Origin of the sequence: Paenibacillus darwinianus (assembly GCF_000598065.1) — a bacterium.
GTDB classification, from domain to species: Bacteria; Bacillota; Bacilli; order Paenibacillales; family Paenibacillaceae; genus Paenibacillus_I; species Paenibacillus_I darwinianus.
The window spans coordinates 1-14,081 of record NZ_KK082192.1 but is presented as its reverse complement, the minus strand read 5'-3'; the positions used below and the strand labels follow the sequence as shown (position 1 = coordinate 14,081).

The 14,081-nt window shown below is 55.1% G+C and carries 14 protein-coding genes and 1 riboswitch; of the genes, 11 read left to right on the top strand and 3 right to left on the bottom strand.

Translation table 11 applies throughout. The features are described 5' to 3' along the window. From BG52_RS16185 to BG52_RS14965, 6 genes are all read left to right on the top strand, one after another. Positions 1–286: hypothetical protein (locus BG52_RS16185; RefSeq protein WP_036667354.1), on the top strand; the 286-nt coding region annotated here is incomplete at its 5' end. Between the two features lie 20 nt (positions 287–306). Then, positions 307–1,197 (top strand): polysaccharide deacetylase family protein, encoded by an 891-nt coding sequence (locus tag BG52_RS12290; RefSeq protein ID WP_051587969.1) that lies wholly within the window; start codon positions 307–309, stop codon positions 1,195–1,197. Beyond that, entirely contained in the window at positions 1,194–2,759 is a 1,566-nt protein-coding gene (gene murJ, locus BG52_RS12285) for a murein biosynthesis integral membrane protein MurJ (protein WP_036667352.1), read from the top strand. Before BG52_RS12290 ends, murJ begins: the two co-directional genes overlap by 4 nt. Beyond that, the gene (locus tag BG52_RS12280; protein ID WP_036584925.1) at positions 2,741–3,469 is read left to right on the top strand and encodes a glycosyltransferase family 2 protein; all 729 of its coding nucleotides are present in this window, start codon (positions 2,741–2,743) and stop codon (positions 3,467–3,469) included. The genes murJ and BG52_RS12280 overlap by 19 nt, the downstream gene beginning before the upstream one ends. Further along, entirely contained in the window at positions 3,462–3,842 is a 381-nt protein-coding gene (locus BG52_RS12275) for a DUF2304 domain-containing protein (RefSeq protein ID WP_036584923.1), read from the top strand. Before BG52_RS12280 ends, BG52_RS12275 begins: the two co-directional genes overlap by 8 nt. Before the next feature lie 41 nt (positions 3,843–3,883). After that, positions 3,884–5,794: an HD-GYP domain-containing protein gene (locus BG52_RS14965; protein WP_051587966.1), complete on the top strand. Its 1,911-nt coding sequence runs from the start codon at positions 3,884–3,886 to the stop codon at positions 5,792–5,794. 110 nt (positions 5,795–5,904) lie between these two features. Here the strand turns inward: BG52_RS14965 and queF are convergent, their stop codons facing one another. Next, on the bottom strand, positions 5,905–6,405 hold the full coding sequence (queF, locus tag BG52_RS12265; protein WP_036584921.1) for a preQ(1) synthase: 501 nt from the start codon (positions 6,403–6,405) through the stop codon (positions 5,905–5,907). Positions 6,406–6,520: 115 nt separating this feature from the next. Then, positions 6,521–6,564: riboswitch (PreQ1 riboswitch) on the bottom strand. A 289-nt stretch (positions 6,565–6,853) separates the two neighbouring features. Between queF and BG52_RS12260 the strand changes: the two genes are divergently transcribed. Then, a complete protein-coding gene (locus BG52_RS12260; RefSeq protein WP_190287537.1) occupies positions 6,854–7,426 on the top strand; it encodes a hypothetical protein in 573 nt (190 codons plus the stop codon). A 301-nt stretch (positions 7,427–7,727) separates the two neighbouring features. On the opposite strand, the gene BG52_RS12255 is transcribed toward BG52_RS12260, so the two are convergent. Next, entirely contained in the window at positions 7,728–8,789 is a 1,062-nt protein-coding gene (locus BG52_RS12255; RefSeq protein WP_144340813.1) for a PTS glucitol/sorbitol transporter subunit IIB, read from the bottom strand. Continuing rightward, entirely contained in the window at positions 8,779–9,306 is a 528-nt protein-coding gene (locus tag BG52_RS12250; protein WP_051587961.1) for a PTS glucitol/sorbitol transporter subunit IIC, read from the bottom strand. Before BG52_RS12250 ends, BG52_RS12255 begins: the two co-directional genes overlap by 11 nt. A 338-nt stretch (positions 9,307–9,644) precedes the next feature. Between BG52_RS12250 and BG52_RS12245 the strand changes: the two genes are divergently transcribed. The 4 genes from BG52_RS12245 to BG52_RS12230 form a co-directional block, all read left to right on the top strand. Then, positions 9,645–10,697: a substrate-binding domain-containing protein gene (locus tag BG52_RS12245; RefSeq protein WP_144340812.1), complete on the top strand. Its 1,053-nt coding sequence runs from the start codon at positions 9,645–9,647 to the stop codon at positions 10,695–10,697. Positions 10,698–10,801: 104 nt separating this feature from the next. Continuing rightward, complete coding sequence (locus BG52_RS12240; RefSeq protein WP_036667350.1) at positions 10,802–12,292, top strand: sugar ABC transporter ATP-binding protein; 1,491 nt, start codon at positions 10,802–10,804, stop codon at positions 12,290–12,292. Positions 12,293–12,321: 29 nt separating this feature from the next. Further along, on the top strand, positions 12,322–13,299 hold the full coding sequence (locus BG52_RS12235; RefSeq protein ID WP_144340811.1) for an ABC transporter permease: 978 nt from the start codon (positions 12,322–12,324) through the stop codon (positions 13,297–13,299). A gap of 133 nt (positions 13,300–13,432) precedes the next feature. Continuing rightward, positions 13,433–14,081: IS5 family transposase (locus BG52_RS12230; RefSeq protein WP_036667355.1), on the top strand; the 649-nt coding region annotated here is incomplete at its 3' end.

Sequence of the window (14,081 nt, the reverse complement as noted above, 5' to 3'; positions counted from 1 at the left end):
TTTTCCCCGGCTGCTGTACAGAATTGCGCTCGGTGAGAGGGTTAAGGAGGTCACGGCGTACGAGGTTGGCCGGTTGTGCCGCAACTTGTTTCCCGGCGAGGCTTTGCAGGTTCTGGTCCGGCCGGACCGGATGCGGTTGGACCCGCCGGCCTGGGCGGGTAAACGCAGTGGAGGAGAGGACGACATCCTGTCGTGGACCGATCCGATGCCGGCCCTCGGCCTGCTGGCGACATGCGGCCGCTTTATGTTCGATCGCGGGGTATGGCGGAGCTTAATCCGCAGATGAGGGGAAGGGGGGAGAATGGGATGATGGCGAACGTGCTGACCGTCGATGTCGAGGATTGGTTTCAAACGAACAGCCTGAATTTGCCGGTCGATACGTGGGACCGCTACGAGGATCGGATTGAGGGCAGCATGACGAAGCTGCTCGATTTGCTGGACGAGTACGGCGCCAAAGCTACGATCTTCGTCCTTGGCTGTGTTGCTGCGAAACATCCGGCGCTCATTCGCAAGATGACCGCAAGGGGCCACGAGGTCGGCTCCCACGGCGGCTGGCACCGGATGGTGAACCGGATGAGCCTGCAGGAATTCCGCGCGGACGTGCGTGCGTGCAAGCAGCTGCTCGAGGATTTGACCGGAAACGCGGTCCGTTGTTACCGCGCTCCCTCCTGGTCGATCTCGCGGGACTGTTACGGGACGCTGCCGATTCTGGAAGAAGAGGGCTTCATCTGCGATTCCAGTCTTCAGCCGTTCCGGACACCGTTGTCCGGCAATCCCGATGTGCCGCTTCATGCTTTTCGGCCTGTAGTGGACGGCAGGAGGCTCGGTCTGGTTGAGGTGCCTCCGACGGTATGGAATGCAGGGGCGCTCAAGGTGCCTTTCCTGGGCGGCTTCTACTTGCGGTTCTGGCCCTCCTGGTTTTCCACCTGGGCGCTTAAAAGAGTTAACCGCCGCAGGTCGGGCCTCGTTTACGTGCATCCTTGGGAGTTCGACGAGGCGATGCCGAGGTTGAAGCTTCCGCCGCATATTTTTATGGCGCAGTATTACAACCTTCGGACGATGGAAGCGAAGTTCCGCGCTTTGCTGGCCGGTTTCGCCTTCATGCCGCTGGGAACGTTTGTGGAAGAACACTCCTTTCCGGATCATCCGCTTGATTCATCCGGGGGCAAACCGGCGCTGTGGAAGGTGAAGACATGAGGAGGCTTCATCCGGTTGCGGCCGTTGCCGCCGTCAATGCCGCAGGGGCCTTCGCCGCTTTTATGAAGGATGTGCTGCTCGCGATGTTTCTCGGCACATCCGTACAGGCCGACGCGGTCGCTCTGGCCGTCTTCGTGCCGGAAATGATCGGGATTCTGCTGCTGGGCACCGCAATCGGTACGGCATGCGTCCCGATTTTCGCCAAAATTGACGTGCTTGACGGCCGCGCAGCGTTGGCGGACCGGGTGTGGCGAACCGGCGGACAGGTCGCGCTGCTGACAATCGCGCTGTATGCCGCCTGCCTGCTGGCCGCTCCTTCTATCGTCCGCTGGTTGGCAGGGGGGGACGGAGCGCTTGAGGAAGCAACCTATCCACTGTTGCTCATTGTCTTGCCAATTGCGGTGTTCTATCCGATTGCCTCGGTCGGGATGGCGGTTCACCAAACGCTGCGCAGCTTCTTGCTGCCGATGGCGGGACCGATCCTGACGAATGTCTTCATGCTGGCCTCGCTGTCGGTGCTGATGGCGGCGGGCAGCTCCGGGCAGAGCGGCATCGCGGTCGTCTCCTGGGCGTTGACGTTCGGTGTCGCCGTTCTGGCGGCGGCGCTTTGGCTGCCGATCCGCAGGATGCTTCGCCGGGCGGAACCCGCGAGGGACAACCCGGTTGACTCCGCAGACTCGTCGATTGCGCCCCGCCTGCAGCTGTGGGCGATGGCGGGGCAATACGGATTGCTGCTTGCGGGCACCCATGTCGTATACCTGGCGGAGCGGTTTCTGGCAGCGCGGATGGAGACGGGAGCGGTAGCGGCGTTAAACTATGCATTCCGGCTCTCGCAGCTTCCGGTCTGGGTCTACGTCGGCGCGTTCGCGGCGGTCATGCTGCCGCAGCTGTCGCGGCAGCTCGCATTGAAGCAATCCAAGGAGCTGCGTGACACGATGCTGAAAGGTTTGCATAATGTGATGCTGATCACATTGCCCGTCACCGTCCTGCTGTGGATGCTGCGCGAGCCGGTTGTTGAACTTCTGTTCATGCGCGGCTCGTTTGACCGCCGGTCCGTCCTGCTGACGGCAGACGTGCTGGAAGGCTATGCGCTGACGATTGCGTTCCTGTCGATCGGCGCCGTCGCGCTTCGTTATTTCCTGGCCAGCCAGTCGCTTAAGGCGCCGACGGCTCTTGCCTTTCTCGGCTCGGCGGTGGCGATCGGGGCGGATATCCTTTTATCGGCGAGATACGGCGTGCGCGGGCTCGGTTACGGCGCAGCCGCTGGCGCCTTCGTCAATATGCTGGGCTCCGTCATTCTCCTTCACCGCCGGATCGACCTCGGGGGGATGATTCGTCCCGCCCTGCGAATTCTCGCCGCGAACCTGCCGCCCGCTCTCTTGGTGTGGGGGTTGTCGGCGGGCCTTTCATGGCTGGGGGCGGCGGAAGGCTTTATGCTCTTGCTGGTCCATCTGGCAGGGGCGGCTCTTCTGTACGGCGTCGTCTACATTCGGTTGTTGAGAAGCATGAAGCTGGTCCAATTTGGTTTGGGGGAGCGAGTCAAATGGCGGATACGCTGGTAGTCATTCCTGCCTACAACGAGGAAGCAAGCATTGCGGAAACGTTGGAGGAGCTGTTAAAGCACAACGTCGGGGCCGACATTCTGGTCGTCAACGACGGGTCGGGCGACCGGACGGGAGAAGCTGCGGCCGGGTTTCCGGTTCATCTGGTTCAGCATCCGGTCAATCTGGGCTACGGCGCGGCACTGCAAACGGGCTACAAATTCGCGCTGCAGAACGGATTCCGGTATGTCGTACAGTTCGATGCCGACGGTCAGCATAGCCCGGATGACCTCCGCAGCCTGATCGCCGAAATGCGGATGGACGACGCGGACATCGTCATCGGGTCCCGTTTCCTGGGCAATCGGGCGTTCAATCCGGGCAAGCGCAAACGGCTGGCGATCAGAGTGTTCCGAACCTTGATTTATATGTTCACTCGCGTTACCGTTACGGATCCGACCTCGGGCCTTCGCGGCATGAATGCCCGGTTGTTCGGGCTCTATTCGGAGAGGGGGCGGTTTCCGTCCGATTTTCCGGATGCGGACATCATCATTCACATGCTGCTTCACCGCTTCCGTCTGCGCGAATTTCCGATCGGCTCCAAGGAACGGGCGGCCGGAACCAGCATGCATTCGGGCTTGAAGCCGATTATTTATATGTTCAAGGTTATTCTCAGCATAGTGGCGGTGCTGGTTAATTACGGTCTGGATGCGAGGAGGAAGACGAATGCGTGATCCCGTGCTGTTGAACGGGTTCGTATTGACGGTAGGCCTGCTGTTCTCGGGTTATGTTGTTTCATTGCTCGTACGTAAAAAAATCAACGAAAAAAATACGCTCGTCTGGCTCGGCAGTGCCATCATTATCCTGATTCTGTCGGTCAATCCGGAAATTCTGGACACGATGGCCCGGTGGACGGGCGTAGCTTATCCGCCTACCCTGCTGTTCCTGCTATCGCTGCTCGTGCTGCTGCTGTTGAGTTTATACCAATCGATCCAGATTTCGGCGCTGCACGATAAGATCAAAGAGCTGTCTCAATATATCGCATTGCGTGACGCCGAGAATCAGACTGACCTCGAGGAGCGCTCCCGCCATTCCAAGGGCGCGTAACCGGAAGGAAGGCCGAAAACATACGGGAAGGTTGTGCATAAATGTCGTGGCTTGAAATTCCGGCCCGGTCGCTGCCGACGATCGGGGAGCGGCTCGCATCGGCGGGACTGAAGCTCGAAATGGCGATCCTTGTCGCGGGGTTCGCAATCTTTGCTTTGCTGATGCTGATATGGGCTGTCCGTCAGGGCAAAAAAGCCCGTCTGTTCGGCATCCGCTTCGAACGCGCGCGGAAGGTCATTCAATCCGTCCGCCCGGAGCGCGGGCTTGAAAACAACCTCGAGGCATTTCTTGAGCTGTATGAGCAGGTCATTGAAGCGCCGGTGTACTCCTTCTACATGCAGGATGAGCGGAGCCGCGGGTTTGTGTTGAAGGCCGTGCGGCACCGAACCGGAGATTTCGGCAAGATTCGTCCGTCTTACAGCGGACTGGCCGGCTACAAGAAAGAGGATTACCACCCGCCGCTGTCGCTTCCGGCGGCGGAGGGGGCGCCGGCCGTCCGGCTGCTCGACGAGGGGGAGGTTCCGCTGCTCGCCGTTATGACCGGGGACGGCAAGGGCCAGGTGCGCATCGGTCCGTTCAGCGGGAAGCTGAAGCGGCGGCAGCGGCTGGCGCTGGAGGAGCTCGGAACGCTGATCGGCCCTGGATTGGCTGCGCTGATCGATACGGAACGGTTGACAAGCCAAGCGGAAGTGGTGGTCGCTTCCGGTCAGGCGCTGCGGCAAATCAACCGGATCGCGATCCATCCGGATCATACGATGGAGCTGATGACCAGGCTGTCGGTGAAGACGATCGGGGCCAGCAGCGGCTGCTATGTCGAGCTGCGAGGCTCCGAATACCGTACGCCGGTGCTGATCGGGCTGGCCGGCCGGACGGAACGGATGCTGCAGGCCGATCAGGCGACGCTGGAGTGGTTCGACCGGCTGCTGTCGGACGGAGGTTATCATTATTTGAGACGGGGGGAGGAACGGTTCGGCTCGCTTCCCGAGTATATGACGGGCAAAGGCGTCGAAGCCATCGCGGCAGTCATGACCGGCCAAGGCTCCGGCCGCTACCTGGTATTCTGGTTCAACCGGATCGGAGGGGAGGAGCAGGAGCAGACGGCGCTGTCCACGATCCGTCTGATTCACCACGATCTGCGCACCCTTACAGGTTTACAGCTGTCGCTGAAGCAGCTTTCCGGCACCTATACGGGCATTCTGAAAGGGCTGGCGCAGCTGCTCGACAATCTGAGCCCCTATACGATCGGTTATTCCGAGCTTATGAGCCGTTATGCGATCATCATCGCGAAGGAGCTGGGTCTTAGCGGCAAGGAGATTACCGATATCGCGCTCGCCGCTTATTTAAGCAATATCGGGATGCTCGGCATTACAATCGATTTGTATCAGAAGGAAGGCAAATATACCGACCAGGAATTCGAGCTGATGAAGCTGCACAGCGAGGTCGGAGCTTCCATCGTGCGCATGACGATCGGGAACGAGCAGGTCGCCGAATATATTTTGTACCATCACGAGCGCATGGACGGCAACGGTTATCCGGCAAACCTGAAAGGCGATGAAATCCCGATGGGCTCGCGGATCATAGCGGTCATTCAGACGTTTCTGGCCAAAATCAACGGGCGCAAGTACCGCGACCCGCTGCCGTTCCATCAAGCGCTGCATACGCTGCGGGCTGCCGCAGGCACGCAGTTGGATCCGCAGGTGGTAGAAGCATTCATCCGCTGGTTCGAGCGGAAGCAGCGCAACCCGCAATTCCAGGCGCGATCCCTGGGCTCCTGCTGGGAGATGGGCTGCGTGCCGTCAGACATCTGCGAATCCTGCCCCGTCTACCGCCGCACGGACGTGAACTGCTGGGAGGTAGAAGGCAACAACTGCAGCTCGCACGGCAAGTCATGCGAAACCTGCTTCGTCCGGACGGAATACGTTTACCGATCGGAGTCGCTCAAGCGGGCCTAGGATGGACGAAAGAGCGGACAGATGTCGGCTGAAAACGCGGTGGAAGTATCGCGGGCGATAACCGCTACATAAAGCAGAACCCACAGCTGTTTCCTATGATGCGTGCCCCCTTAGCGGTTATCCACTTTTTCCGGATACAGATCGTGGTTCATGAGGCGGTGTTCGGCCATCGCTTCGTATTTCGTGCCGGGTTTTCCGTAATTGCAGTAGGGATCGATGGAAATGCCGCCACGCGGCGTGAATTTTCCCCACACCTCGATATACAGCGGGTCCATCAGGCCGATCAGGTCGTTCATGATAATATTGACGCAATCCTCGTGGAAGTCGCCGTGGTTGCGGAAGCTGAACAGATACAGCTTGAGAGACTTGCTCTCCACCATGCGCACGTCCGGGATGTAAGAAATGTAGATCGTGGCGAAGTCCGGTTGTCCGGTCATCGGACAAAGGCTGGTGAACTCGGGGCAATTGAACTTTACGAAATAAGGGCGGCCCTGGTGCTTGTTGTCGAACGATTCCAGCAGCTTCGGATCGTACGAGAACGTATACGAGGTGCCCTGGTTGCCGAGCAGGGTGATGTCCTTCAGCTCTTCGGCGCTTCTTCCTGCAGTCATAAAAAAATCCCCTCTCTTTTCCGCCGGCGTTACGCCGGGTCTGAAAAGAAGAACGAGATCTCGTGAAGCCGTCTTAAAAACCTAAGCAAAAACAAACGATGCCCGTCGGCAGCGTCTGGTCTTAGTTTTTTATAGAGGGAGTTCGCGAACCTCTCCCGCAGCCTGCAGCGGCCGCAGATTTTCTTCTTTAGTTTCCGTAGCTACTATAGCACAGCCGCCGCCAGGTTGCACGCGAAAGTTTCGGCAGTTGCGGAAAGCTGATATAATGGGCTCAGAATAAGAGGTGATGACGTTGGCGAAAAAGCGGATGCCCGCAAGCGGCGGGCGCGGCGCTTCCCGCAATTCCGGCGGTCCCGGCGGTCCCGGTGCTGGGTCTTCTGCTTCAGACCGTCCGGCGACGCTCAAGGATTTGCTGGACGCCGAGACGGCTGACAGGAGACGACGATCGATGAACGATAAGGAACGGAACGGCTCTGGGGAGCGTTATATCGCGGAACGGGAGGCGTTGCTGGAGCGGCTGGAGGCTAATCCGGATCTCGTATTCGAGCAGGCGGTCAAGATCGATGTGGAGCTTGCGGATGCGGATTTCTGGTTGACCTTCACCGCCGAGTGGGGCGGGGCGCTGCATATGCTGGACCAGACGAACGCCAAACGGTTCGAGCTTGGCACGATTGACGAAAAGCAGTACGAATATTCGCGGCGGACATACCGGCTCGGACAAATCGTATTAAGCGAGTTGTACGACCGGCTGCGGGCCTGGTCCGAAGGAGAAGACGCTGCTCCAATCTGCCGGCTGCCGCTCAGCATGCTGGATTGTTACTTCATTCCCGCCTATTTGCACGATTTCGGCCAATCGCGGCCGGAGCTGAAGCCGTTGTGCAAATCGTACATGGAGAAAGTCAGGCAGGCGCTTACCGGCAGCGGCAGCGCCCCTTTGGAGGAAACGGTCCGCTTATTGGACGAAACCGTCGGCACGTACATTCGGGAACTGCACCGGTACGCAACTACAGGTAAGCGGTAGTTACAGGTGCAGGTAGTGAATCTGCAAACTTTCAAATAAGAAGGCTATTCCTGTAGCGCAGTATCGGTTGCACGGGAATAGCCTTCTTTTGTTAGCGGAAGCGGCCACTTTACATTCCTTTCCGATGCTGTGGTCGTGCCAACGGCGGAGATGCCTCCCAACATTGCCAAGACCCCTCGGCAAATATAATATCCATTCCAATCAGCTTGCTTATGAACTCTCCTGAAAATTGGGCCGTGTTTGAGAATCCTTATACATGCCGGCGATCTGGAAGATGGAGGCGTCAACTTCCGTTTGTCCATTAAAAACCCATGAGTACCGCGATGTAATAGGCAACCAGCACGCAAACGATACCGGTAAAAAAACGGCTGTATTGAACGGCTTTCAATCCTGCCTGTACGGTTCGTTCTTCACATTTGCCCATCATCAGCCCGGTAGGAAGAAAGTCGCAGCCGACTTGGACGTTCGTGGCAAACAGCGCGGGAATCATCCAGATGAAACTGATGTTCCCCAAGGCAATCTGATATCCCAATACGACGATAAGCATCTGGCCCAGTGTGGCGCCGGCTCCGAGAAAACGTGAGATTACCGGGATCGAGAAAATGAACACGGTGAGAATAAGGCCTGTCAACGTACCGAGCGAATACCGGGTGGTTGCCGTGAGCAGGGAGGAAAGTCCGAAAAATTCAAAGGCCCCGAGCAAAACCGAGATGCCGACCATCATGGGCAGAACGTGCGTGACAAAGGCGGTTACCGAATCCTTGCCGCATTGATACAGCCAGCCCATCAAGTAAGCGGCCGTTTTGGCAAATAACGAAGCTGCCACTGCGGGGCCAAAGGGTTCCCGTTGTCGTAAAGCTGTCTCCGATTCTCGGGGCAAGTCGGCCAAGGCTCTAACAGCAGGGAGCTGTGTGCCATTCGTTTGGGCAGCTACGCTGCCTTCCGCGGATTTGACTTCGTTGACCGTCGTGCCGGACACAAAGAGGTCCTCCGTAATATGAACAGCCAAAGGCCCGGAAGGGGAGGCCGGTTTCACGTTGATGGTGGGAATCTTCTTCATCGGGTAAACGCCCATTCTGGCAGTACCGCCGCAGTCAACCACAACACAGATCATCTCTTCCAGTGAAACCTTTTCGACATAAGCGTCTACGACCGGACGTTCCAGAAGCTGCGCTATTTTTTGGGCAACCGGATGAATGCCGCCGCCCGTTAACGAGACGACTTTATTTTTAACAGGATCGGCTTGCAGAAACAGACCCACACCCCAACCGCCGGGACCCGAGCCGACGTATACGACTTTGTCATCCGCAAAAGAGGGGGGTGAATCCTGAATGGTCATGTCGGGTTTCATCTCATTCACCACGTTTCGCTTGGTTGAGTTGATTCAAAAATCTCTGGGTCAAATATTCCGTCATCAGGGCCTTGATCATAATGACGACCAGTCCAATGACAAAATAGGCGATGGCGAACTGCCATACGGGAATCCCCAGCTTGATTACCGGATAGAGGGCTCCGATTAAAAAAAAGATCTCACCGGAGTTGCTGAATGGAAACAAGCCGGTGACGGGATGACAAAATGAGACGGCAGCATCATAAAAGGCAGGCTTGTGTCTTTCCTTTAAAGCGCTTCCAATTTCATAGCAGGCGGGATTCGTCAGCGCGAACAAACTTAAGAATGGCAACAGCATGTACCTGACCACCCGAAATTGGCCGAAATGTTCCGCGATCCAGAAAACCCATTGTTTCTGAACCAGTTTGGAAAGCAAGGAACCTATCGCCAGCGAGACTAGTATGTAAGGTCCCGTTGTAAATAGATACGATAAGAAAATGTCGACGAACGGTTTTAACGGGCCTGCGTAGCCTTCGACCCAGAAATCCATGGCTGACCTCCTCGTTTTTATCATTTGTAATTAATAATATCATTTGTAAAACGATTGTAAACGATCTTAATTTCTCTTGTCAATTTCAAAAATTCCGACGCGGGGGTCTCCGCAACATTTCGAAAATTGAAAAAAGTGATTGACGAAGAAATCTGGTCGTTATACACTATTTAACAAATGTAATTGACCATTACTTTTGTTAATGGTGAGGGGAGGTGGCGGTCGTCTGAAAGAAAAATAACACGGGAAGATTTCAGAAAAGCTATGAAATCGACCGAGATAATGTAAGCGTTTTTAAACGGTAGGCGAAGATATTTTAATCCGAGGGGGACAACGAATTGAATCGTTCAAAGTTAATGCTTACAGTTGCGGTGCTTTTCATTCTTTCGATAGTGATTTCTGCCTGCGGTGGCGCTGGTTCCCAGAATACTGCTCCTGCGTCAAGCGAAGCTGACTCCACTGCGTCAAGTGCGAATGCATCCAGTAAACCGGCGGACGCGGAAAAAAAGAGCTATTATTTCATATTTGTACCGAAGCTGATCCATCCGTGGTATGAGAACGTTAAGGTCGGAGCTCAAGTGGCGATCGATGAGTTGAAAGCAAAGGGCATTGAAGTGAAGATGGAATGGGATGCGCCTCCTGTGGCTGACATCATTCAGCACAGCCAGAAGGTAGAGGCTGCGATTGCGAAGAAGCCGGATGTTCTGGCCGTAGCGGCGCTGGATCCGCCTACCACGACCCCGATCATCAACCAAGGGATCAAGAACGGGATTCCGATCATCACGTTCGAAGCGGATGCTGCGCAAAGCGACAGAGCGACGTTCGTCGGCAACAATCATAATGATAAAGACGGCGAAGTGCTTGCCGAGTATCTTGCAGAAAAAATCGGCTACAAGGGGGAAGTCGCCATTCTTCTCGGTTCCTTGGGAGCCCCCAGTCACAAACAGCGCGTGGAAGGCTTCAAAAAGGTAATGGCCAAATACCCGGATATCAAAATCGTAGACGAGCAGGCAGATAATGACAGCTGGGAGAAAGCGGCGCAATTGACGGAAAGCATGCTGCAGGCGAATCCCAATCTGAAAGGCATTTTTGCCAATAACGCCGGCAACCCGATTGGGGCCGCACGCGCGGTGAAGGATGCCGGGAAAGCCGGAAAAGTCCTGATCGTCGGGATGGACGACGCGCCAGAAACGATGAGCTACCTGAAAGAGGGAGTCATCGCGGCGACTGTCGTACAGAAAGTTCCGGATATCGGCTACAAGGCCATCTACGATATGATTGATCTTCTGAATGGAAAAACTTTGCCTAAAGTGGATGAAATCGAATCGTATATCGTGACAAAGGATAATTTGGCCGAATACGAAAAGAACAACGAAAAATTCAAGTCTTGATCGATGACTCAAAAGGTTGAAAAAGTTGTGACCGGATTGATCATGCCGATGATCAATCCGGTTACAGATTTTTATCAGTAAACTGAATGGGTGTGTGAACAAAAATGAGTCACTCCACTTTGGTCATGCGTGACATCAACAAAAGCTTCCCAGGTGTAAAAGCTCTCAACCACGTGAATTTCCAGCTGGATCCGGGCGAGATCCATGCGATTGTTGGTGAGAACGGTGCGGGCAAAAGCACGTTGGTCAGCACCATCATGGGACTGATCCAGCCGGACAGCGGTGATATTTACATAGGCGACGTCAAAGCGGTGATTGATTCGCCGTCCAAAGCCCTTTCGCTCGGAATCGGCATCGTGCCGCAGGAGCTGAATCTGGTTCCTCAATTTACGATCGCGGAGAACATTTTCCTCGGATCAGAAATCTGCAAGGCGGGGGTCCCTTGGATAGACGGAAAAGCCACACAGCGCGAGGCTGCCAAGTATCTCGACAAAATTGGCGTGAAATTGGACGTTAACCTGAAGGTCGGCGATCTCAGCGTCGCTTATCAGCAGCTGGTCCAAATCGCGAGGGCGTTGGCATTCGGAGCTGAAATCCTGATTCTTGACGAGCCGACCGCATGTTTAACCTACCACGAGGCTCAGATCTTGTTCAAAATCCTGGATCAGCTAAAAGAGGAAGGGAAATCGATCGTTTACATTTCCCACCACATGGAAGAGATTAAGCAAATTTCTTCCCGGGTATCCGTGATGAGGGACGGCAATCTGATTGCCACTTTAAAAATGAGCGACACCACCATCGATGAAATAATCAATCTCATGGTCGGCCGCGCGTTCACGCACCAGAAAAAAAATCGGGCTGCAGGGCCAGGCGGGACATGCGTGTTAAGCGTTCGCCATCTTACTCGCCAAACGGAATTCCGGGAAATCTCTTTCGACCTTCACGAGGGTCAAATATTGGGGATTGCGGGTTTGGTAGGCGCCGGCAGAACCGAGTTAGTGCGGGCGATTTTTGGAGAGACGAAGCCGGACGGCGGTGAAATCTACTGGTACGGAAGCAAGGTATCCGTCAAATCGCCGAAATACGCCATTAATCTGGGGATCGGCTATGTGTCGGAAGAAAGAAGGAAATTCGGCATTTTTCCGATTAGTTCCATCAGGGAAAACATTACAATGCCGCTGCTATCGGTGTTAAACCGGTGGACCGGTATCGATCAGGCCTCCGAGAAATCGATCGCCGCCCAGTTTATCCAGAGCCTCAAGATCAAAACCTCATCGGCGGAAAAAGAAATCCGGCTATTGAGTGGCGGAAATCAGCAGAAGGCCATTCTCGGCCGATGGCTGGCGAAAAACGTAAAGGTATTAATTCTCGACGAACCGACAAGAGGCATCGATCTTAATGCCAAGGCGGAAATACACGAATTGATTGTGAAGTTGGCGGATGATGGTCTCGCCGTCATCGTCATTTCCTCAGAGTTGGAAGAAGTGATTAATCTGTCAGACCAGATCATGGTGATGCACCAGGGAGCCGCCAAAGGATTTCTGAACGCGCAGGAAACGACGCAGGAAGAAATTCTGAAAGTCGCCCTGGGATAACGAATCGAATGTGGAGGGTTTCTTGAACCATGAATCCAATGCCGAACGAGAGCGGTCTCAGAAGATTCGAAAAGCTGTTCAACAATACCGAAACCGGTATTTTTGTCGTGCTGCTGATTATGTGCATATTGCTGACTATCGTCAGCCCGAATTTTGCCGATCCTTACAATCTGGGGATCATCATGCGGCAGTTTTCTTTCGTGGCTTTAATTGCGCTGGGGCAGACGCTGGTGCTGATCAGCGGGGGCATCGACTTGTCCGTGGGCGCTATCGCGGGTTTCAGTGGCATCACCACCGCTATCATGATGGTCAATTTCGGAATCAACCCGTATGTCAGTATCGTCCTGGGTCTGCTGATCGGCGCAACCTGCGGGACATTGAACGGCCTTTTCATTACGAGACTAAAGCTGAATCCGTTTATTGTGACTTTGGCGACAGGCGAAATCCTGGTCGGTCTGATTCTTGTCTTTACGAAGGGCTGGCCGATCCAAGGGATTCCGCAAAGCGTGCTGTTTTTCGGCCAAGGATTTATCGGGCCCATTCCCTTGCCGGCCGTGATCATGATCCTCGTCACGATCATTCTGATGTACGTACTCAAAAAAACGCCCTTCGGACGCCACGTATACGCGATCGGCGGCAATGAAGCGGCGGCCCGCCTTGTGGGCATCAACGTCAATAAGGCCAAAATCGGCGTATACGCCTTGTCCGGCGTTTTCGCTTCCCTTGCCGGCATTCTCATGTTGCTCCGGCTCGGGGCAGGTCAGCCCGAAATCGGACAAGGGTGGCTCATGCCTTCGATCACCGCGGCCATTATCGGAGGGACGTCTCTCATGGGCGGGCAAGGTAAGGCGATCGGTACGGTCATCGGCGCCGCGTTGATGGGGGTTCTGGCCAATGCCATCGTACTGTTAAGCGTTTCGGCGTATTGGGAAAAAGTGATCATCGGCGCCGTCGTACTTCTGGCCATTATTCTCGACCAGTTGAGAGCCCGCTGGAAGCGTGTCTAATTCGGGCTTGCTGAACGACGTAAAAACGGCTGAAAACCGCATAATAACAAGGATTTTTGGCTCTATGTGTCGAAATCATATGCAAAGGAAACCCCTGAAAATGGTTCAAAACTTTGCAGATGGAGTGATGAAAGTGTTTAAGCCGACCGCGCATCTTGAAAACCAATTGATCATGCCAGGCGATTTCTTTCTGCCCTTCGGCGGAAAGCTGGACGAAGAAAATCGTTGGGTTCAGTTGGCGCGGCTGGTGCCGTGGGCAGAAGCCGAGAAAAAATACGGACAGTTTTTCAAAGATACCTTCCGCGGACAGCAAACGATCAGTCTGCGAATGGGGCTCGGCGCGCTCATCATCCAAGAGAGAATGCAGTTGACTGACAGAGAAACCTTGGAGTCGATCAGCGAAAATCCATACATGCAATACTTCATTGGTCTGTCCGGATTCGTTATGAAGCAGCCCTTTCATCACTCGATGATGACGCATTTCCGAAAGCGTCTGACGGATGTGCTTGCTGAACTGAACGAGATCGTCGCCTCCGTAGGCGCGAAGGAAATGAAGGACGATGACGACAACAACGACTCAAGCGGCGACGGAGTCAAAGTGAAGCAGTCAAAGAAGCGCGTTCCTGCTGCTGAAGCCGAGCAGCAAACGATGTTGGTGGAAGCGTCAGTCGAATCGTCAGAAGCAGCCCCTCCCGTGGAGCAGATGGTTGCCGAGTCAAAGGCGCTTGAAACGACCGCGCCTGTTTCCGAAGTACATCCGGTATCGTCCGCAGAATCGGAAG

Coding starts and splice junctions, on each gene's coding strand:
- BG52_RS12290 (WP_051587969.1), top strand. CDS start 307: ATGATGGCGAACGTGCTGACCGTCGATGTCGAGGATTGGTTTCAAACG.
- murJ (WP_036667352.1), top strand. CDS start 1,194: ATGAGGAGGCTTCATCCGGTTGCGGCCGTTGCCGCCGTCAATGCCGCA.
- BG52_RS12280 (WP_036584925.1), top strand. CDS start 2,741: ATGGCGGATACGCTGGTAGTCATTCCTGCCTACAACGAGGAAGCAAGC.
- BG52_RS12275 (WP_036584923.1), top strand. CDS start 3,462: ATGCGTGATCCCGTGCTGTTGAACGGGTTCGTATTGACGGTAGGCCTG.
- BG52_RS14965 (WP_051587966.1), top strand. CDS start 3,884: ATGTCGTGGCTTGAAATTCCGGCCCGGTCGCTGCCGACGATCGGGGAG.
- queF (WP_036584921.1), bottom strand. CDS start 6,405: ATGACTGCAGGAAGAAGCGCCGAAGAGCTGAAGGACATCACCCTGCTC.
- BG52_RS12260 (WP_190287537.1), top strand. CDS start 6,854: ATGAACGATAAGGAACGGAACGGCTCTGGGGAGCGTTATATCGCGGAA.
- BG52_RS12250 (WP_051587961.1), bottom strand. CDS start 9,306: ATGGATTTCTGGGTCGAAGGCTACGCAGGCCCGTTAAAACCGTTCGTC.
- BG52_RS12240 (WP_036667350.1), top strand. CDS start 10,802: ATGAGTCACTCCACTTTGGTCATGCGTGACATCAACAAAAGCTTCCCA.
- BG52_RS12235 (WP_144340811.1), top strand. CDS start 12,322: ATGAATCCAATGCCGAACGAGAGCGGTCTCAGAAGATTCGAAAAGCTG.